Origin of the sequence: Kitasatospora sp. NPDC096147, from assembly GCF_044763225.1 — a bacterium.
Lineage (GTDB): Bacteria > Actinomycetota > Actinomycetes > Streptomycetales > Streptomycetaceae > Kitasatospora.
Genome location: NZ_JBIWFX010000008.1, coordinates 37,886 through 58,376 on the forward strand (window position 1 = coordinate 37,886; position 20,491 = coordinate 58,376).

The 20,491-nt window shown below is 73.8% G+C and carries 15 protein-coding genes and 2 riboswitches; of the genes, 5 read left to right on the top strand and 10 right to left on the bottom strand.

Features of this window, described 5'->3' with window-relative positions; translation table 11 throughout:
• Window positions 1-105 precede the first annotated feature (105 nt).
• Window positions 106-178: riboswitch (cobalamin riboswitch) on the bottom strand.
• Between the two features lie 75 nt (window positions 179-253).
• Window positions 254-400: riboswitch (cobalamin riboswitch) on the top strand.
• Window positions 401-508: 108 nt separating this feature from the next.
• From ACIRBX_RS24060 to ACIRBX_RS24080, 5 genes are read left to right on the top strand one after another with little or no spacing between them, the layout of a single operon-like run.
• Complete coding sequence (locus tag ACIRBX_RS24060; RefSeq protein WP_402299307.1) at window positions 509-3,559, top strand: prenyltransferase/squalene oxidase repeat-containing protein; 3,051 nt, start codon at window positions 509-511, stop codon at window positions 3,557-3,559.
• Window positions 3,556-4,758: a hypothetical protein gene (locus tag ACIRBX_RS24065; protein WP_402299309.1), complete on the top strand. Its 1,203-nt coding sequence runs from the start codon at window positions 3,556-3,558 to the stop codon at window positions 4,756-4,758. The genes ACIRBX_RS24060 and ACIRBX_RS24065 overlap by 4 nt, the downstream gene beginning before the upstream one ends.
• Window positions 4,759-4,762: 4 nt before the next feature.
• Window positions 4,763-5,959, top strand: a complete 1,197-nt coding sequence (locus tag ACIRBX_RS24070) for an energy-coupling factor transporter transmembrane component T (RefSeq protein ID WP_402299311.1) — start codon at window positions 4,763-4,765, stop codon at window positions 5,957-5,959.
• A complete protein-coding gene (locus ACIRBX_RS24075) occupies window positions 5,956-7,617 on the top strand; it encodes an ABC transporter ATP-binding protein (RefSeq protein WP_402299313.1) in 1,662 nt (553 codons plus the stop codon). The genes ACIRBX_RS24070 and ACIRBX_RS24075 overlap by 4 nt, the downstream gene beginning before the upstream one ends.
• A 56-nt stretch (window positions 7,618-7,673) precedes the next feature.
• Window positions 7,674-8,438: an ECF transporter S component gene (locus ACIRBX_RS24080; protein ID WP_402299878.1), complete on the top strand. Its 765-nt coding sequence runs from the start codon at window positions 7,674-7,676 to the stop codon at window positions 8,436-8,438.
• A gap of 11 nt (window positions 8,439-8,449) precedes the next feature.
• Here the strand turns inward: ACIRBX_RS24080 and ACIRBX_RS24085 are convergent, their stop codons facing one another.
• The 10 genes from ACIRBX_RS24085 to ACIRBX_RS24130 form a co-directional block, all read right to left on the bottom strand.
• Complete coding sequence (locus ACIRBX_RS24085) at window positions 8,450-9,124, bottom strand: response regulator (RefSeq protein ID WP_402299315.1); 675 nt, start codon at window positions 9,122-9,124, stop codon at window positions 8,450-8,452.
• Window positions 9,121-11,655: an ATP-binding protein gene (locus ACIRBX_RS24090; protein WP_402299317.1), complete on the bottom strand. Its 2,535-nt coding sequence runs from the start codon at window positions 11,653-11,655 to the stop codon at window positions 9,121-9,123. Before ACIRBX_RS24090 ends, ACIRBX_RS24085 begins: the two co-directional genes overlap by 4 nt.
• A 168-nt stretch (window positions 11,656-11,823) precedes the next feature.
• A complete protein-coding gene (gene kdpC, locus ACIRBX_RS24095) occupies window positions 11,824-12,453 on the bottom strand; it encodes a potassium-transporting ATPase subunit KdpC (protein WP_402299319.1) in 630 nt (209 codons plus the stop codon).
• A 19-nt stretch (window positions 12,454-12,472) separates the two neighbouring features.
• Window positions 12,473-14,572, bottom strand: a complete 2,100-nt coding sequence (kdpB, locus tag ACIRBX_RS24100; protein ID WP_402299321.1) for a potassium-transporting ATPase subunit KdpB — start codon at window positions 14,570-14,572, stop codon at window positions 12,473-12,475.
• Window positions 14,572-16,233 (bottom strand): potassium-transporting ATPase subunit KdpA, encoded by a 1,662-nt coding sequence (gene kdpA, locus ACIRBX_RS24105; RefSeq protein ID WP_402299323.1) that lies wholly within the window; start codon window positions 16,231-16,233, stop codon window positions 14,572-14,574. The genes kdpB and kdpA overlap by 1 nt, the downstream gene beginning before the upstream one ends.
• Before the next feature lie 2 nt (window positions 16,234-16,235).
• Window positions 16,236-16,325: a K(+)-transporting ATPase subunit F gene (gene kdpF / locus ACIRBX_RS24110; RefSeq protein ID WP_344467856.1), complete on the bottom strand. Its 90-nt coding sequence runs from the start codon at window positions 16,323-16,325 to the stop codon at window positions 16,236-16,238.
• 584 nt (window positions 16,326-16,909) lie between these two features.
• Window positions 16,910-18,337: a diaminopimelate decarboxylase family protein gene (locus ACIRBX_RS24115; protein ID WP_402299326.1), complete on the bottom strand. Its 1,428-nt coding sequence runs from the start codon at window positions 18,335-18,337 to the stop codon at window positions 16,910-16,912.
• A 9-nt stretch (window positions 18,338-18,346) separates the two neighbouring features.
• Window positions 18,347-18,751 carry an SAV_915 family protein gene (locus ACIRBX_RS24120; protein ID WP_402299328.1) on the bottom strand — a complete coding sequence of 135 codons (405 nt, stop codon included), beginning with the start codon at window positions 18,749-18,751 and terminating at the stop codon, window positions 18,347-18,349.
• 222 nt (window positions 18,752-18,973) lie between these two features.
• Window positions 18,974-19,477: a GNAT family N-acetyltransferase gene (locus ACIRBX_RS24125; RefSeq protein ID WP_402299330.1), complete on the bottom strand. Its 504-nt coding sequence runs from the start codon at window positions 19,475-19,477 to the stop codon at window positions 18,974-18,976.
• Window positions 19,478-19,862: 385 nt separating this feature from the next.
• The gene (locus tag ACIRBX_RS24130) at window positions 19,863-20,414 is read right to left on the bottom strand and encodes a hypothetical protein (RefSeq protein ID WP_402299332.1); all 552 of its coding nucleotides are present in this window, start codon (window positions 20,412-20,414) and stop codon (window positions 19,863-19,865) included.
• Window positions 20,415-20,491 lie beyond the last annotated feature (77 nt).

A 20,491-nucleotide genomic window follows, 5' to 3' on the forward strand; every position in this document is an offset into this window, starting at 1 on the left:
CCCTGGCCGCGCTCGGGCGGAGCCCGACGTCTGGGGACCGCCGCGCCCGGTTCGCGTGGGCTGCCGTCGCGGCTGGTGCGCGACGCTGGTGGCACTCGGCCGGGCGGGCATCCGGGCTCGGGGCGTCAACTCGCCCCACACCGCTGCGCGTCAGCCCCGGATTCGCACCGGGTTCCCCCACTCGGCCATCGCGGACGCTACCGCACGGGGGCGCAGGTCACGATGTGGCGTAGGCGATATGACGCATCGTTGACCGACCGGACCGCCCCGTGGTCTGATGAACCGCTTTTTCATCTTCGAGGGTGGGGGAAGCCGGTCCGAATCCGGCGCTGACCCGCAACCGTGGACCCGCCGACCGGGCGGGTGAGCCGGAATGCCCGCCGCGAGGAGTTCGTCAGCAACACGTGCGTCGTCGCGGACTACGACGCGGTCACCTCAGGTCCCCCGCACCCGGGACCTGTCGGCTGCGCCGTCGGACCCCGCGTCGACCGATCAGGGAGACACACCGGTGAGGGTCAGCAGCAGCCGTACCACCCGCGCGCACAGAGGCCGGAGCCTGGCCTCCGTCCTGCTCACCTCGGCCATCGCGGTCACCGCCACCGGCACCGTGCTGTTCGGCCGCCCCGGCACCGCCGCGGCCGACCCGATCGAGGACTGCACCGCCACCACCGGCGCGATCGTCGCCGTCGACTTCGGGCCCTGGGGCGGCGGCGTGGTGCGCGGCTGCGACGCCCACCCGACCACCGGCATGAACCTGCTGCTCAAGGCGGGCTTCACCACCGCCGGCACCGAGCACGACGGCCCGGCCTTCATCTGCCGGATCGGCAGCTCCACCTTCGGCAACGGCGTCCAGTACCCGACGCCGGCCCAGGAGCCCTGCACCGCCACCCCGCAGGCCGAGGCGTACTGGTCCTACTGGATCGCCACGCCGGGCCAACAGACGTGGTCCTACAGCCAGTTCGGCGCGGCGGGCCAGAAGCCGAAGCCCGGCGAGGTGGAAGCCTGGGTGTACGGCGCCACCTCGCTCGGCGGCGAGACCGGCGGACCGACCTTCACCCCCGACTCGGTCCGGGCGAAGAACGGGGCGAGCCCGTCGGCCTCCGCCGAGCCCTCGGCCTCCCCCAACCCGTCGGCCTCCCCCGAGCCCTCGTCCTCCGCATCCCCCTCCGCATCCCCCTCCGGCTCCGCCTCTCCGAGTCCGACCGCACCGCCGGCCCCCGCCGACCCGGCAGCCGCCGCCCGCTGGCTGGCCGCCCAACTGGTCGGCGGCGACCACATGGAGAACTGGGCCTTCGAGGGGCCCGACCTCCCCCGCACCGCCCTCACCGCGCTCTCGCTGGCCGCCTCCGGCACCCAGGACCCGGCCCTGCGCAAGGTGGTGGCCTTCCTCCAGGCGCACACCGAGCAGTTCGTGTTCCCGGACGGCGCCGGATCCAAGCCGGATTCGCGGGCCGCCGCCCTGCTGGCCCTGGTCGCCGAGAGCACCGGCGGCAACCCCCGTGCCTTCGGCGGCCGGGACCTGCTCGCCGACCTCGTCGGCCACGTCTGCGAGGGCCAGGGCGAGAACGGCAAGTGCACGGCGGCGGGCGACTTCCACGGTGCCTCCTCCCCGTGGACCCAGGCCATCGGCGTGATCGCCCTGGTACGCGGCGGCGTCACCGTGCCGGCCGCCGTACTGGACCGCTTCCAGGTGCTCCAGTGCGCGGACGGCGGGATCGCCGGCTCGATGATCGTGGCCGGCGGCTACTGCGAGTCCGACCCGACCAGCACCTCGCTCGCCGTGATCGCGCTCCGGGCGGCCGGCGGCCGGGCGGAGTTCGTCGCGCGGGCCGCCGAGCAGCTCGGTGCGGCTCAGCAGGCCGACGGCTCCTACGTCCCCTACGTCGGCGCCAGCGGCGACGTGGGCAGCACCGCGATGGCGGCCCAGGGGCTGCGGGCCTCCGGCCAGCCGGCCCGGCAGGCCGCCGCCAAGGGCTGGTTGAACACCCGTCAGAACCCGGACGGCGGCTTCTTCCCCGACGAGTGGACCCCGGACTCGGACGTCCCCGCCACCGAACAGGCCCTGCTCGCGCTGACCGGCCAGGACTTCGCCACCGTACTGCGGGACCTCGGGGGCACCACCACCCCGCAGCCGAGCCGCACGCCGGACCTGGCCAAGGGCGCCAGGTACCTGACCGACCCGGCCCACCTGATCGACGGCCACTACTACGACGCACTGCCCGGCTTCCTGTGGGCCGACTACGGGTTGACCATCGACGCGGCCTTCGCGCTGGCCGCCACCGGCACCGACGACGCCGCGCTGCGCCGGATCGTCGACTTCCTCGACCACCAGGGCGCGGACGGCAACGGCCGTACGGTCAACGACTGGACCTCCATCGGACTCCCGGAGGCCGGCGGCGGCTCGATCGGCAAGGAGGCCCTGCTCGCCGAGATCGTCGGGCGCGACCCGCGCAACTTCGGCGGCCACGACCTGATCGCCGCCCTGGATGCCGCGATCTGCGCCAAGGCCGACGCCGACCTCGGCTGCGAGGCGGCCGGCAACTACACCTGGGCCACCTCGGTCTTCTCCCAGTCCCTCGGCGTGATGGCCCAGTTGAGGGCCGGTGACACCGCGAACGCCGCCGCCCCGATCGCCTACCTGCGCAGCCTCCAGGGTCCGAACGGCGCCTGGCCGAGCCTGATCCCGAGCACCGGCGACTCCGACGTGGACAGCACCGCGATGGCCGTGATGGCACTGTCGCTGGTGCCCGGCGAGGACGCCGCGGCGGCGGTCGACAAGGGCCTCGCCTGGCTCGCCGGCACCCAGGCCGGCGACGGCGGCTTCCCCGGCGCGGCCGGGAACTCGACCAACTCGGCCGCCCTGGCGGTCCAGGGCATGACGCTCCGTCAAGGCACCTACGCGGCACGGATCGCCAAGGCCGTCGAGTTCCTGGCCGACCGGCAGAACGCGGACGGCGGCTTCGACGTCGCCTCCAGCGGGCAGAAGGGCTCGGACGTCCGGGCCTCGACCCAGGCGCTCGGCGGGGTGACCGGCATCTCCTTCGGCACCCTGAAGCGGGATCTCGGCAGCACCCCGGAGCCGAGCCCGTCGCCGTCCCCGTCCACCTCGTCGTCGCCGTCCCCGTCGGCCTCGCCGGAACCTTCCACCTCGCCCTCCCCGTCGGCCTCGCCCGAGCCGTCGACCTCACCGTCGCCGTCGGCGTCGCCGGAACCCTCCACCTCGCCCTCCCCCTCCACCTCGCCGTCCACATCGGCCACCAGCTCCCCGTCGGCGTCGCCCTCCGTCTCGTCCACGGCGGTCGCGACCACGACCGCGGCCACCGCACCCGGTGGAACCACCGGCGGTGGCAACCCCGTTGGCGGCAACCCCGGCAGCGGCAGCGGCGGCGACACCCCCGCAGGCGGCCAGAGCGGCTCGCAGGACTCCAGCCTCGCCTGGACCGGCACCGAGGTCCTCGGTCTGGTCGGTCCCGGTGTACTGCTGACCGCAGGCGGCGCGGCCGTCCTGATCGCCCTGCGCCGCCGCAGCGACGCCACGGGCACCGGGCGCCACCGGTGAGCCGCCACCCGGGCCGCACCGACCGGCTCCGCCGCACCCGCCGACCGGGCCGTCTGACGCGCCTGTTCGCCGCCGCCGGGGTCACGCTCTCGCTGGCCCTCGGCGGGCTGGCGGCGGGGGCGGCCCCGGCCGCCGCCGACCCCCTGCCGATGGACCAGTGCACCACCACCTCCGGGGTGGTGCTCGCGGTGGACTTCAGCCGCTGGGGCGGTCCGCTGCTGCGGTCCTGCGGCACCACCCCGACCACCGGCTACACCCTGCTGAACCAAGGCGGTTGGAAGACCACCGGCACCGGCCACGACGGCCCGGCGTTCATCTGCCGGATCGGCTACAGCGGTCACCAGGGCGGCAAGCAGTACCCGCCGCCCGAGCAGGAGAAGTGCGTCAAGACCCCGCCCGCCACCGCCTACTGGTCGTACTGGCACGCCGATCCCGGGCAGAACTCCTGGTCCTACAGCCAGTTGGGGGCGATGAGCTACAAGCCGCTGCCCGGCAGTGTCGACCTGTGGATCTTCGGCGCGACCAACATCGAGGGCACCGAAGGCCGGCCGACCATGTCACCGGACAGCCTGCGGGCGCACAACACCACGCCCGGTGGCGGCAGCCAGCCCTCCACGCCGCCGGCCGGTGGCGGCTCCACCGGCGGTTCGGGCGGCGGGACCACCACGGGTGGCGGCAGCACCGGAGGCAGCACCACCGGAGGCGGCACCAACGGCGGTTCCGGGAACGGAAGTTCCGGCGGTGGCGGCAGCAGCGGCAGCACCGGTTCCGGCTCGACCGGCGGCACCGCCACCACGGGCGGGACCAAGGGCACCAGCGGCGGCTCCGGCACCACCGGCGGCAAGGCCACCCCGCCCGGCAGCACCACCGGGGCCCCGCGGCCTTCCGCTCCGGCACCCGACGCACCGCGCCCCACCGACCAGCCTGCCGAATCCGCCACCCCCGGCGCCGCTCCGCAGGACACCGCCACCCCCGCGCCCTCCACCGACGCACCCTCCACCGGGCCGGCCCCCTCGCCCACCGAGTCCCCCGCTCCGGCGACCGGCCTCACCCCCGTCGACGCCGCCCCGGTCGCCGACGCTCCGCACGATGCCGGGTCGATCGCCCCGGCCGTCACCGGCATCGCCCTGGTGGTGGCCCTCGGCGTCGCCACCACGGTCGCCGCGCTGCGCCGCCGCCGACGCCGCCAGGCCGAGTGACCCGGTGGCACGACTCACCGACAGCACGCCGCCGGACTCCACCAGGACCACCGGCCGGATCCCGCGCGACCTCCACCCGGTGGCGTGGTGGATCTGGGCGCTCGCCCTCGGCACCGCCGCCAGCCGCACCACCAACCCCCTGCTGCTCTTCCTGGTGCTCGCCGTCCTCGGCTTCGTGGTCACCTCCCGCCGCACGGAGGCCCCTTGGGCGCGCGGCTTCAAGTACTACCTCTGGCTGGCGCTGACCGTGGTGGCCATCCGGGTGGCCTTCCGCTGCGTCTTCGCCACCGGCATCACGCCGCGCGACCACCTGCTGTTCTCGCTCCCGCACATCCCCACCCCCGACTGGTACGCGGGCATCCAGATCGGCGGCCCGGTCTCCCTGGAGGCCACCCTCTCCGCCGCCACCGACGGCCTGCGGCTGGCCTGTCTGCTCTGCTGCATCGGCGCGGCCAACACGCTCGCCAACCCCAAGCGCGCCCTGCGCGTGCTGCCGGGCGCGCTGTACGAGCTCGGCGTCGCCGTGACGGTCTCGCTCAGCGTCGCCCCCCAGCTGGTGCAAAGCGTCCAACGAGTGGTCCGGGCACGGCGGTTGCGGGCCGGCCGGAGCAAGGGACTGCGCGCGCTGCGGAGCATCGCCGTGCCGGTGCTGGAGGACGCGCTGGAGCGCTCCCTGCACCTCGCGGCCGCGATGGACTCCCGGGGCTACGGCCGCTCCGGCACCGCCACCCGGGCCTCCCGCCGGATCACCGGGGCCCTGATGCTGCTCGGCATGGCGGGCCTGTGCGCCGGGATGTACGGACTGCTGGACGGCACCGCCCCCGCCCTGCTCGGCCTGCCGGCGCTGGCCGTCGGCTCCGCGCTCTGCGTCGGCGGCCTGGCCCTCGGTGGCCGCCGGGTCCGTCGCACCAGCTACCGGCCCGACCCGTGGCGGGCCGCCGAGTGGGGCGTGGCGGCCTGCGGGGTGACCGCCGCCGTCCTGCTGAGCATCAGCGTCGGCTACGACCCCACCGACCTCAACCCGTCGCTCTACCCGCTCAGTTGGCCTACCCTGCCGGCCCTTCCGGTGGCCGCGCTGCTGCTGGCCGGGCTGGCCGGGGTGATCTCCCCGCCCCCGGGCCGACCGCCCGCCCCCGCAGGGGCCGCCACCGAGCACCCCGCCGCCGACACCACCCGCACGCCCGCCGAGGTAGCCCAGTGATCCGTTTCGACCAGGTCGCCGTCCGCTACGACGGCGCCGAGCACCCCGTCCTGCACGGGGTGGACCTCACCGTCCCCGAGGGCGAGCTCTGCCTGGTGGTGGGCCGCACCGGCAGCGGGAAGTCCACCCTGCTGGGCGCGGTGAACGGGCTGGTGCCGCACTTCACGGGCGGCACCCTGAGCGGCCGGGTCACGGTGGACGGCCGGGACACCGCGCACCACCCCCCGCGCGAACTCGCCGATGTGGTGGGCGTGGTGGGCCAGGATCCGCTGGCGGGCTTCGTCACCGACACGGTGGAGGAGGAACTGGCCTACGCGATGGAGCAGTTGGCCATCGAGCCGGCGGTGATGCGCAAGCGGGTCGAGGAGACCCTCGACCTGCTCGGTCTGGCCGATCTGCGGCACCGGGGTCTCAGCGAGCTCTCCGGCGGTCAGCAGCAGCGGGTCGCCATCGGTTCGGTGCTCACCGCCCACCCCAGGGTGCTGGTGCTGGACGAGCCGACCTCCGCACTGGACCCGACCGCCGCCGAGGAGGTGCTCGCCGCCATCACCCGGCTGGTGCACGACCTGGGCGTCACCGTGCTGCTGGCCGAACACCGCCTGGAGCGGGTGGTCCAGTACGCCGACCGGGTGCTGTACCTGCCCGGTGACGGCACCGTGCGGCACGGGCCACCGGCCGAGGTCTTCACCGACACCGCCATCGCCCCGCCGGTGGTCGAGCTCGGCCGGCTGGCCGGCTGGCGACCGCTGCCGCTCTCGATCCGCGACGCCCGCCGGGCCGCCGCCCCGCTGCGCGAACGGCTCACCGGGCTGCCCGTCCCGCCGCCCCGGCAGCAACCGGCCGACGGGGAACCGGTGCTGACCGCCCGGCAGGTCGTCGTCAAGCACGGCCGGACGGTGGCCGTCCGGGAGGTCTCGCTGGAGCTCCGGGCCGGCCAGGTGACGGCGCTGATGGGGCGCAACGGCTCCGGGAAGTCCTCCCTGCTCTGGGCCCTCCAGGGCTCCGGCCCGCGCCAGGGCGGCACCGTCCGGGTGGACCGGGACGGGCGGCCGGCCGCCGACCCGAAGAAGGTCTCGGCCGCCGAGGCCCGCCGACTGGTCGGGCTGGTCCCGCAGACCCCGACCGACCTGCTCTACCTGGAGACGGTGGCCCAGGAGCTGGAGCAGGCCGACCGCGACGCGGCGCAGACCGGCGCCGGCACCAACGCGGGGCCCGGCACCACCGCCCGGCAGATACTCGACCGGCTGGCCCCGGGCATCCCGGACGCGCTCCACCCCCGCGACCTCTCCGAAGGGCAGAAGCTGGCCCTGGTGCTGGCGATCCAGCTGGCCACCGCCCCGCCGGTGGTCCTGCTGGACGAGCCCACCCGGGGCCTGGACTACCTGGCGAAGGCCGCCCTGACCGCCGTCGTGGACCGACTGGCCGCCGAGGGGCGGTCCGTGGTGGTCTGCACCCACGACGTGGAGTTCGTCGCCGGCGCCGCCGACCGGGTGGTGGTGATGGCGGAGGGCGAGGTGGTCGCCGACGGACCGACCGCCGAGGTGATCGTCGCCTCGCCGACCTTCGCCCCGCAGACCGCCAAGGTCCTCGCCCCGCTCCCCTACCTGACCACCGCTCAGGTGGCCCGGGTGCCCGCCCTCACGGAGGCCGCCCCGTGACCGCCCTCCCCAACCCTCTCCCCGCCGCCGTCCGGCTCCCCGGCCGGGCCCGGGTCATGGTCGCACTGGCCGCCTTCACCGGCCTGATCGCGTTCCTGTGGCCCTTCGTGGTGGCCCCGGGCACGTTCGGCGAGGCGTACGCGCCACCGCTGATCTTCGGCGCCCTGCTGGTGCTGGTGCTCGCCGTGGTGATCGCGGAGATCTCCGCCGGGGGGATCGACGCCAAGGCGCTGGCCATGCTCGGCGTGCTCTCGGCCGTGAACGCCGGGCTGCGGCCGCTGGGTGCCGGCACCGCCGGGGTGGAGACGGTGTTCTTCGTCCTGGTCGTCGCGGGGCGGGTGTTCGGCCCCGGCTTCGGCTTCGTGCTCGGCTGCACCTCGCTGTTCGCCTCCGCGCTGCTCACCGGCGGGGTGGGGCCGTGGATGCCGTACCAGATGTTCGGCTGCGCCTTCGTCGGCCTGCTGGCCGGGCTGCTGCCGCCGCTGCGCGGCAAGGCCGAGGCGGCGATGCTCGCGGTCTACGGGGCGCTGTCCGGCTACCTGTTCGGCTTCCTGCTCAACCTCTCCTTCTGGCCGTTCTCGCTCGACCCCAACAGCTCGATCGCGTATCTTCCCGGGCTGCCCTTCACCGAGCAGTGGCACCGCTACCTGCTCTTCGACCTGACCACCTCGCTCGGCTGGGACACCGGACGGGCCGTCACGACCGGCGTCTGCCTGCTGCTGGTCGGCCCGGCACTGCTGACCGTCTTCCGCCGGGCCGCCCGGCGGGCCAACTTCGAGGCCCCCGTGCGGTTCGCGCCGCCGACCGCGGACGGCGACTGAACTCCGGCGGGTCAGGGCACGTACCGGTAGCCGATGCCCGGTTCGGTGACCAGGTGGCGGGGGCGGGCCGGGTCGGGCTCCAACTTCTGCCGCAGGCCGGAGAGGTAGACCCGCAGGTAGTTGGAGCGCTGCTCGTGTCCGGGGCCCCAGACCTGGTGCAGGATCTCGCCGCCGGGCACCAACCGGCCGGGCCGGCCCAGCAACAGCGCGAGGATCTTCCACTCGGTGGGGGTGAGGCGCACCGGGCCGTCGGGGCCGGTGACGGTCCCGGCCGCGAGGTCGATCCGGTGGGCACCGACGACGGCCACCGGCAGTGGATTCCCGGCGACCGGCCGGCGCATCACCGCCCGCAGGCGGGCCAGCAGTTCGTCCATCACGAAGGGCTTGGTGAGGTAGTCGTCGGCCCCGGCGTCCAGGGCCCGGACCTTCTCGGTGGTGTCGGCCCGGCCTGAGATCACGATGATCGGGACGGCGCCGGCGGCCCGCAGGCCCCGGATGACGTCGATGCCGTCCAGGTCGGGCAACCCGAGGTCGAGCAGCACCGCCTCCGGCGGCTGACGCCCCGCCAGGTCCAGCGCGTCGGTACCGGTGGAGGCGGTCAGCACCGCGTGGTGCCGGGCGTGCAGAGTGACCGTCAGGGCCCGCAGGACCTGCGGTTCGTCGTCCACCACCAGGATCCGGCTCACTCCGCCGCCGCCTCGGCCGGCGGACCGGCGGCCGGGAGGGTGAGCAGCATGGTGGTGCCGCCGCCCGGGGTGTCCTCGACCTCCAGGGTGCCGTCCATCGCCTCCGCCAGGCCCCGGGAGAGGGCGAGGCCGAGGCCGGTGCCGGTGGTGTTGTCGGTGTCTCCCAGGCGCTGGAAGGGAAGGAAGACCTGCTCCCGGTCCCCGATCGGGATGCCGGGGCCCCGGTCGATGACCCGGATCTCCACCCGGCCGGCGTGGGTGCTCGCGGTCACCAGGACGGGGGCACCGGGGGCGTTGTGGCGCAGGGCGTTGGTGATGACGTTGGCCAGGACGCGTTCCAGCAGCGGCGGGTCGGCGAGCACCGGCGGGGTGTCGGCGAGGCCCCAGGGCTGGACCGGGGCGTCGGGGTCGGCGAGCGAGTCGACCGCGCGCGGCAGCACCTCGTCCAGGTGGGTGGGCGCCAGGTGGAGGGTGAGGGCGCCGGCCTGGAGGCGGCTCATGTCGAGCAGATTGTCGACCAGGCGGGTGAGCTTGACCAGGGATTCGTCGGCGGTGGCCAGGAGTTCGGCCCGGTCCTCCTCGGAGAACTCGACGTCGGGGCTGCGCAGCGAGCCGACCGAGGCGAGGGCGGCGGCCAGCGGGGTGCGCAGGTCGTGGCTGACGGCGGCGAGCAGGGCGGTGCGCATCTTGTCGGCGGCCCTGATCGGCTCGACCTCGGCGGCCACCGTGGCGAGCCGGTCGCGTTCGAGTGCCGCACCGACGTGGGCGGCGAAGGCGGTCAGCACGCGCTGGTCGGCGGCCGGCAGCCGACGGCCCGTCAGGACCAGGACGGCGTCGGCACTGACCGGGATCTCGGTGACGTCCGGCGACCCGTCCGTGCGGTGGGCCGCGTCACTGCGGCCCAGCACCGCGCCGCCGGTGCGGTCGAGCAGCGCGACGGTGTCCATGCCGAAGGCGGTGCGGCACTTGTCGAGCAGCGCGGGCAGCGCGTCGGCGCCGCGCAGCACGCTGCCGGCCAGGGTGGAGAGGGTCTCGGCCTCGGCGGTGGCCCGGGCGGCGCGGGTGGTGAGCCGGGCCGCGCGGTCGACCACGGTGGAGACGGTCAGCGCCACTGCGGCGAAGACGACGAGGGCGATGACGTTGTTGGGCTCGGTGATGGTGAAGGTGTGGACGGGCGGGATGAAGTAGTAGTTGAGCAGCAGGGAGGCGACCACCGAGGCGAGCAGTGCGGAGACCGCGCCGCCGAGCAACGCGACTGCGACGACGCCGAGTTGGAAGATCAGGGCGTCAGTGGTGAGGTTGAGGGTGGTGTGCGAGAGCAGCAGGGTGAGCAGCACCGGCAGGACCAGCCCGGACAGGTAGCCGGCGAAGGTGCGCCGGGGAGAGTGACGCCGGCCGAGGGCGGGCAGCCGGCCGCGGCCGGTGAACTCGTGGGTGACCATGTGGACGTCGATGTCCTCGGAGGCGTCCACGGTGGTCTCGCCGATGCCGGGGCCGGTGAGGAAGCGGTTGACCCGGCCGCGCCGGCTGGTGCCCAGCACCAGCTGGGTGGCGTCCCGGCCCCGGGCGAAGGCCAGCAGGGCGGTCGGGATGTCGTCGCCGACCACCACGTGGTAGCTGCCACCGAGGCTCTCCACCAGGTGCCGCTGCTGGGCGAGCCGGCCGGGCGAGGCACCGGCCAGGCCGTCGCTGCGGGTGACGTGGACGGCGAGCAGCTCGCCGCCGGCCGTGCGGTCGGCGATCCGGGCGGCCCGGCGGATCAGGGTCTCCCCTTCGGGGCCGCCGGTCAGGGCCACCACCACCCGCTCCCTGGTCTCCCACACCCGGTCGATGCGGTGCTCGGCGCGGTAGTCGCGCAGTCCCTCGTCCACCCGCCCGGCGACCCAGAGCAGGGCCAGCTCGCGCAGCGCGGTGAGATTGCCGACCCGGAAGTAGTGGGAGAGCGCGGCGTCCACCTTCTCTGCCTGATAGACGTTCCCGTGGGCCATCCGGCGGCGCAGCGCCTGCGGGGCCATGTCGACCAGCTCGATCTGGTCGGCCCGGCGGACGATCTCGTCGGGGACGGTCTCCCGCTGCGGGATGCCGGTGATCTTCTGCACCACGTCGTTGAGCGACTCCAGGTGCTGGATGTTGACGGTGGTGATGACGTCGATCCCGGCGGTCAGGAGCTCCTCGACGTCCTCCCAGCGCTTGGCGTGCCGCCCGCCGGGGATGTTGGTGTGGGCGAGCTCGTCCACCAGGACCACCGAGGGGTGCCGCGCCAGCACCGCATCCAGGTCCATCTCGGTGAACTCGGTTCCCCGGTAGTTCCGTTGGGCCCGGGGGATGACGTCGAGGCCCTGCAGCATGTTCTCGGTGTGCCGCCGCCCGTGGCACTCGATGTAGCCGACCACCACGTCCGCGCCGCGTTCCTGACGTCTGCGCGCCTCGTCCAGCATCCGGTAGGTCTTGCCGACGCCGGGGGCGGAACCGAGGTAGACCCTCAGCCGGCCGCGTCGGTGCGCGGTGCCGGGGGTGAGGTCGCGGGGCATGGGCGCTGCTCTTTCCTGCGAGTGCGGTGAGGGCGTGGGTGCGGTGGGTGCGTGCGTGCGTGCGTGCGGTGGGTGCGTGCGTGCGTGCGGATGCGGTCGAACCGGCCCGGACGCGGTGCTGCATCCCGCGTCCGGGCCGGTTCGTCTAGTCGGTGTGCCGAAGTGGCGTCACTTCTGCTCGCTCAGTGCCTTGTTGAGGAGGACGACGTTGACGCCTTCCTGGCCGAGGAAGCCGAGTGCGGGGCCCTCGGTGTACCTGTCGATCAGCTTGTGCAGGGTCTCCGTCGGCAGCTTGCGCTCCTTGGCGACTCGGTTGACCTGCTGCTGGGCGTAGGCGGCCGAGATGTGCGGGTCGAGGCTGGAGCCGGAGGTGGTCAGGGCGTCGGCCGGGACGCTCGCCGGGTCGACCCCGTCGAAGGCGGCGACCGCGGCACGGCGCTCCTGGACGGCCTTGAGCAGCACGTCGCTGTTGGGGCCGAGGTTGGAGGCGCCGGAGCTCTTCGGGTCGTAGGGATAGGCGGCGGGGCGGGGCTGGAACCACTTCGGGTCCGGCTGGGCGGCCTCGTCCGGGTCGTCGGGGTTCTTCTTGGGGAGGTCGAAGGTCTGGCCGAGCAGGCTGGAGCCGACCTCCTTGTCGTCCGAAGTGACGATGGATCCGTTCGCCTTCTCGGCGAAGGCGAGTTGGCTGATGCCGGTGACGGCCAGCGGGTAGGCGATGCCGAGGATCACGGTCATCACCAGCAGCATCCGCAGCGCGGTCCAGTGGTTGCGCACGGAGGCGGGCAGGGGCTTGGACATGATTGCTTCTTCCTCCGCTTCAGCTAAGGCCGGGGATGAACTGGACGATCAGGTCGATCAGCTTGATGCCGACGAACGGCACCACCAGACCACCCAGGCCGTAGATCCCGATGTTCCGGCGCAGCAGCGAACTCGCGTCGGAGGGGCGGTACTTGACGCCGCGCAGGGCCAGCGGGATGAGGCCGATGATGACCAGGGCGTTGAAGACGATCGCCGAGGTGATGGCGGACTGCGGGCTGTGCAGCTGCATGATGTTGAGCTTGTCCAGGCCCGGGTACACGGTGGCGAACATCGCGGGGATGATCGCGAAGTACTTCGCCACGTCGTTGGCGATCGAGAAGGTGGTCAACGACCCCCGGGTGATGAGGAGTTGCTTGCCGATCTCGACGATCTCGATGAGCTTGGTGGGGTTGGAGTCCAGGTCCACCATGTTGCCGGCCTCCTTGGCCGCCATGGTGCCGGTGTTCATCGCCACGCCGACGTCGGCCTGGGCGAGGGCGGGGGCGTCGTTGGTGCCGTCGCCGGTCATCGCGACCAGCTTGCCGCCCGCCTGCTCCTTCTTGATGAGCGCCATCTTGTCCTCGGGGGTGGCCTCGGCGAGGAAGTCGTCCACGCCCGCCTCCTCCGCGATCGCCTTGGCGGTCAGCGGGTTGTCACCGGTGATCATGATGGTCTTGATGCCCATCCGGCGCAGCTCGTCGAAGCGCTCCCGCATGCCCTCCTTGACCACGTCCTTGAGGTGGATGACACCGAGGGCGCGGGCGGGGTCGGAGCCGTTCCTGGCGGCGACCACCAGCGGGGTGCCACCGGCGGCGGAGATCTGCTGGACCAGGTCGGTGACGTCGGTGCCGACCGTGCCGCCGTTGTCCTTGACCCACTGGGCGACCGAGCCGGAGGCTCCCTTGCGGACCTGCCGGCCGTCCACGTCCACGCCGGACATCCGGGTCTGGGCGGTGAACGGGACCCAGGTGGCGTGCGCCAACTCGCCCTGGGCGCGGGCCCGCAGGCCGTAGCCGGTCTTGGCGAGCACCACGATGGAGCGGCCCTCGGGGGTCTCGTCGGCGAGCGAGGAGAGCTGGGCCGCGTCGGCCAGCTTCTCGGTGGAGATCCCGTCGGCGGCGAGGAACTCGGCGGCCTGGCGGTTGCCGAGGGTGATGGTGCCGGTCTTGTCGAGCAGCAGGGTGTTGACGTCGCCGGCCGCCTCGACGGCCCGGCCGGACATCGCCAGCACGTTGCGCTGGACCAGGCGGTCCATCCCGGCGATGCCGATCGCGGAGAGCAGCGCGCCGATGGTGGTCGGGATGAGGGCGACCACCAGGGCCACCAGCACGATCATCGACTGCGGCGCACCCGCGTAGGTGGCCATCGGCTGGAGGGTGACCACCGCGATCAGGAAGACGATCGTGAGCGAGGCCAGCAGGATGTTGAGCGCGATCTCGTTCGGGGTCTTCTGCCGGGCGGCGCCCTCGACCAGGGCGATCATCCGGTCGATGAAGGACTTGCCGGGCTCCGAGGCGATCTTCACCACGATCCGGTCGGAGAGCACCTTGGTGCCGCCGGTGACGGCCGAGCGGTCGCCGCCCGACTCGCGGATGACGGGGGCGGACTCGCCGGTGATGGCCGACTCGTCCACGCTGGCGACGCCCTCGACCACGTCGCCGTCACCGGGGATCACCTGCCCGGCCTCGACCACCACGTGGTCACCCAGCTGGAGCGCGGTGCCGGGCACCTCCTCCTCGGCCTGGCTCCCCGGCCAGTTGACGAGGCGTCGGGCCATGGTCTCGGTCTTGGTGCGGCGCAGGGTGTCGGCCTGGGCCTTGCCACGGCCCTCGGCCACCGCCTCGGCGAGGTTGGCGAAGATCGTGGTGAGCCAGAGCCAGACGGTGATGGCCCAGGCGAAGACGGACGGGTCGGCGATCGCGGCGACGGTGGTGACCACCGAGCCGACCTCGACCACGAACATCACCGGGTTCTTGACCATGACCCGGGGGTCGAGCTTCTTCACCGCGTCGGGCAAGGAGGCGACGATCAGCTTCGGGTCCAGCAGGCCGCCGGAGACCCTGTGCGGAGCCTGCGGCTCTGCGGCCGGAGCGGGAGCGGGGGTAAGGGTGGACGACATCAGTGGAGACCTTCCGCGATCGGCCCGAGGGCCAGGGCCGGGAAGTAGGTGAGGCCGACGACGATCAGGATCACTCCCGACAGCAGGCCCACGAACAGCGGCTTGTGGGTGGGCAGGGTGCCCGGGGTGGCGGGGACGGGCTGCTGCTGCGCGAGGGCGCCGGCCAGCGCCAGCACGAAGACCATCGGCAGGAAGCGGCCGAGCACCATGCACAGGCCGAGCGCGGTGTCGTACCAGGCGGTGTTGACCGTGATCCCGGCGAACGCGGACCCGTTGTTGTTGGAGGCCGAGGTGAACGCGTACAGCACCTCGGAGAAGCCGTGCGCCCCCGTGTTGAGCATCCCGGCCCGCTGGTCGGGCAGCGCCATCGCGACGCCGGTGCCGACCAGCACCAGGGTCGGGGTGGTGAGGATGTAGAGGGAGGCGAACTTCATCTCCCGCCCGCCGAGCTTCTTGCCCAGGTACTCGGGGGTCCGGCCGACCATCAGCCCGGCCACGAACACCGCCACGATCGCCAGGATCAGCATCCCGTACAGGCCGGAACCGGTACCGCCGGGCGCGATCTCACCGAGCATCATGTTGAAGACCGTCAGACCGCCGCCGAACGGCGAGTACGAGTCGTGGAAGGAGTTCACCGCACCGGTCGAGGTCAGTGTGGTCGAGGCGGCGAACAGGCTCGACGCGGCGATGCCGAAGCGCTGCTCCTTGCCCTCCATCCCGGCCCCGGCGGCCTGCGAGGCCACCCCGGCGTGCTGGGACTCGAAGAAGGTGATCAGCGCCACCGAGGCCACCCAGAACAGGCCCATCACCGCGACGATCGCGTACCCCTGGCGGTGGTCACCGACCATCTTCCCGAAGGTGCGCGGCAGGGCGAACGGGATCAGCAGCAGCAGGAAGACCTCCAGCAGGTTGCTGAAGCCGTTCGGGTTCTCGAAGGGGTGGGCGGAGTTGGCGTTGAAGAAGCCGCCGCCGTTGGTGCCCAGCAGCTTGATGACCTCCTGGGAGGCCACCGGCCCGCCGGGTATCGCCTGCTGACCACCGGTCAGGGTGGCCACCTCGTGGAAGCCGTGGAAGTTCTGCACCACCCCGGAGGCGGCCAGCACCAGGGCGAAGAGCACGGCGATCGGGAGCAGCAGCCGCAGGTTGATCCGGGTGAGGTCCACCCAGAAGTTGCCGACCCGGTCGGTCCTGTTCCGCGTGAAGCCGCGGATCAGGGTGGCGACGACGGCGATGCCGACGGCGGCCGAGACGAAGTTCTGCACCGCGAGACCGGCCATCTGCACCAGGTGGCCCATCGCGGACTCGCCGCTGTAGGACTGCCAGTTGGTGTTGGCGGTGAAGGAGATCGCGGTGTTCCAGGCCTGGTGCGCCTCCATCTCCGGCACGCCGAGGCTGAGCAGCAGGTGGGTCTGGAGGCGGATCAGGGCGTAGAGGAAGAGGATCGAGACCGCCGAGAAGGCCAGCACCGAGCGCAGGTAGACCGACCAGCGCTGGTCCGCCTCCGGATCGACGCCGACCACCTTGTAGAGGCCGCGTTCGACTCTGAGGTGCTTGCCGGTGGTGAGGAGGTTGGCGATGTGGTCGCCGAGGGGGCGGTAGCACAGGGCCAGCGCGCCGACGAGGGCGAGGGCCTGCAGCCAGCCCGCGAGAGTGGAGCTCATGGTCAGAACTTCTCCGGGTAGATCAACGCCACGACGAGGTAGCCGACGAGCGCGACGGCGACGAGGAGACCAGCGATGTTCTCGGCGCTCACAGCTTCTCCACCCCCCGAGCGATGAGGGCGATGACGGCGAACACGGCGACCGTGACGCCGACGTAGATCAGATCGGACATGGGCTCCACCAGAGTGGTTCGGACTCGGCCGCGAGCGGAGCCTGTGCGGCCCCTGCGGCGCCGGCGGCAGACCGGCCCGCACAGCACATCAGCAGGTCAGCACGGATCAGCGGGCCCTGACGCCCTCCATACGGGCGGCCCGGCGACCTTGACGCGGTCTTGACGCCCGCGACGCGCGGAGCCGGGAGGTGGCGGGAGGTCGCGCTCCGCGAACGGGGCCGGCGTGATGACGGTCGAGACGTCGGCGAGCGCCGCCCCGGGCCATCGCGGACCGCGAATCCGCGCCGAACCTGTCTGCCGGGCAGTGGAGTTGGGAAGGCCGGCGCACGGGGCCGCTGCTCCGGCCGGGACGTACCGCGCGGGTGGGCACCTCAGCAGCGGAGCCCGCCGGCGGACTGATCCGTTCAGGCCCCTGCCGCACACCGCTCCCGGGCAGTCCTGCGGACGGCACTCCGCCGGGAAGCGTCGGCTTCCCGGCGGAGTGTCCGGTGGCGCGGGGCCGTGCTACCGGCCGGCGTCACCGTGGGTCGGCTCCGACGGCGGTTCGCGGTGGACCAGCACCCGCGTCCGCCCCTCGGCCACCGCCACCACCGGCGTCCGCCCGGCCGGGCTGTCGGCGGCGGCCGGCGGGAGATGGTACGCGCCGACCGCCGGGACGGCGAGCAGGTCGCCCGGGCGGAGGTCGGAGGGCAGGGACACGTCGGCGGCCAGCACCTGCCCGGCTTCGCTGCGCCGGACGACGACCGTGGCCTGACGGCGCGCGGCCGTGGTGTGACGGCCGATCAGGCGCGCGGTGTGACGCACCCCGTGGAGGTCGGGGCCCGGGAGCTCGCCCGTCCCGCCGTCCACGGCGACGACGGTGTGGTCACTGCGCTGCTCGACGGCCAGGACCCGGTGGACGGTCACTCCGGCGGGGCCGGTCACCGCGCGCCCGGGCTCCAGGGTGAGCCGGGGGACGGACAGGCCCACCCGGGCGCAGCCGTCGGCGAGTTCGGCCCGGACGCGCCGGGCGAGGGCCGGCAGGTCGAGGGCGGTCTCGCCGGGGCGGTGGGCGATGGCGTGCCCACCGCCGAGGTCGAGTTGGGGCAGTTCGACGCCGTACTGGTCGCGGATCTTCGCCATCAGCCCGATCATCCGGCGCAGGGCGGCCTGGTAGGGCTTGACGCTGTCGATCTGCGAGCCGATGTGGCAGTGCAGGCCGACGAGCCGCAACTGCGGCCGGGCCAGCACCCGGGCCACGGCGTGCCGGGCGGAGCCGTCGGTGACGGAGAGTCCGGACGCCCGGTCCTCGGTGCCGTCCCGCACCGCCGCGGGTCCTGCGGTCGCCACGCCGGGGACCACCCGGAGCAGCACCTGCTGCCGCCCGCCCGGCGGCACCAGGGCGGCCAGCCGGGCGATCTCGGCGGTGCTGTCGATCACGATGCGGCCGACGCCGTGCCGGACGGCGGCCCGCAGGTCCTCGGGGCCCCCGGCCCGGCCGTGCATCACGATCCGCTCGGCCGGGAAGCCGGCCTCCACGGCCAGCCCCAACTCCCGCGCGGAGCAGACCTCCAGGCCCAGTCCCTCGTCCCGGACCCACTGGGCGACGGCCCGGCACAGGAACGCCTTGGCAGCGTAGACGACGTCCGCCTCCGGGAAGGCGCTGCGGTAGGTGCGGCAGCGTTCCCGCACCTCGCCCTCGTCCAAAACGTGGACGGGAGTGCCGTACTGCTCGGCGAGCGAGGCCAACGGCACGCCGCCGACGGCGATGTCGCCGCCGGGCGCGGTCCGGGCCGAGGACGGCCAGACGGACAGGCAGCCGTCGGGGGGCCGGACGACCGGTGCCGGACGGAGGGACGGGGCCGGACCGCCGGCCGGGTCCGGGCGGAGGGACGGGGCCGGGCGGAGGGACTGCCGGGATGCCGGGGCGAGGGCCGGACGGATGAGCGCCACGGTATCCCCTCAGCCGGTCGTGGCGCCGACGGCGGACCCGGGTGCGGCAGGCGCGGCGGCCCGCGGCGCACGGCTCCACCGCGGGTCCCGGTGCGACCAGGTGTCCGCAGGCCCGTGGCTCGGGGTGGCGGCGGGGGCGGAGAGCTGGGGATCGACGGTCAGGGCGGTGACGCCCATCGGGGTGGCGAGGGCGCGCAGCGCGGGCTCGGCCAGCCGGATCCAGGGCTGGCCGGCGCCGAGGGCGGCCGTCAGCAGTTGCTCGGAGCTGAAGCCGACGGCCGTCCGGCCGCCGAGCGGGGTGCGGAAGAACCTCGCGGTGCATCCCCTCGGTCCCGGCCGGACGGGGACGTAGAGCGGTCCGGCCGGGACGCGTTCACAGGGCTCGGGGTCCTCGGTGCAGGCGCACTGCGGCATGGGGTCGTCCTCCTGGAGCGGAACGGGTGCCCACGGCCGGGTCGGCTCGGGGCACTGCCCAGACGCTACGCCCACCAACCAGGGACGGCGCCACCTCCCTGACGCTCACTTGACACCGACCGCGCCGTCCATGACGCACCTCTGACGGCCGCCCGGACGTCGGGGGCGGCGGCACGCGGGCGCAGCTCCGGCCGGGTGAGCGGAGGTCCGGTGTCCCGAGCCCTACCGGGGGCCCGGCGCCCAGGACTTGGCCATGATCCGCTCCCGGCCGACGCCGTCGGGCAGAAGGTGGCCGGGTTCACCCGTGTCGGTGAATCCGTGCCGCTCGTAGAGCGCGGTGGCGTTGCGGTTGTCCGGCATGACGGCGAGCCGCAGCCTCGTGGCGCCGCGCTCCGCCGCCCACCGCTCGACCTCCCGGATCAGCCGGTCGGCCACGCCCTTGCCCCGGGCCGTGGGGCCGACCCACATCGAGATCAGTTCGGCCTCGTCCACCGCCGCGCCCGGGACCCCGCTGGCGATGCCCACGGGAAGGCCGTCGAGGAGCGCGACGAGATCGTGCGCGCCGGGGATCGACAGCCGGGCCCGCCAGCGTTCCTCGCGGTCACCAGCGCCCTGCCACTCGGTCAGCGTCGATCCGAAGGCGTACGGCGCCTCGGTGAGTGCGGCCAGCCGCACGCTCCGCCACAGCGGCCAGTCGTCCGAGGTCACGGTACGTAGTTCGATCACGGTCAGGAGCCTGCCCGCCCGCCGGGACGGGTGGCAAGTCGATTTACCTCCGTCCGTCCTGACGGCGAGTCGGCGGCACGGCTCGGGCCCGGGTACGGCCGAGGGCGCGGCCTCGGGGCCGACCGTGCCCCGGGGCACCACCCCCTGGTGGCCCCGGTACCCGCACGGTCGGAGCCCGTCGCCGCGCCCTCTCCCCATCACCAGGCCATCGCCGGTGGACCGGCGGGAGACCCCACCGGTGCGGAGCCGGAGTGTCCCCCACGGACCACCCCCGCTCCCTCGGGAACGACCCTAGGCACCGCTGCGGGCGGCAACGGCCGCCTTGACGCGCTCTTGCCGCCGCAGCGGCCGTTCTTGACGCCGCGTTGGCGCGGTCCGTGCGCCGCTACGGCTTCCGGGTCCACTGCATGCGGCGCTCGACGGTCTCCCGCACCTGGACGGGCACCTGCCCGGCGAATCCGGTCAGGGCCCGCTCCAGCTCCACCAGCGGGATCGGGTGGTCCCGGGTCATCTGGAACTCGTACACCAGCTCGCCCCGCTGGACCCAGAAGACCTGCCGCTGCCGGTAGCCGGACGCCCTGGGCTGCTGGTGGTTGTGGTGGTAGACCTCGACCGTCCCGACCTCGATCAGCGCGATCTCCGACCAGGGCGCGTGGAACTTGGCGTTGGGCGCGTGGAAGCCGGCCGCGTCCACCCGGTACTCGGGCACCGCAGCGGTCCGCACCAGGACGGCCAGGCCCACGACGCCCATCAGGACGCACACCCCGCCGAACGCCCAGAAGAACAGGCGCACCACCAGCACCGTCTCCTCGCCCCAGTGGGCGACCATGTTGAACACCACCGCCCCCAGCGCGAGGACGACGATGCTGCCGAACAGGACGGACCCCTGCCCGTCCGACCGAATCTCGTACTTCTCGCCGTGCACCGGTGCGACCATCGCTCCCACCCCCTGCGCGCATGATGCCCGACGCCCCGGCCACGCACACCGAGCCGGCGCCCCGCCGGAGTGCACGG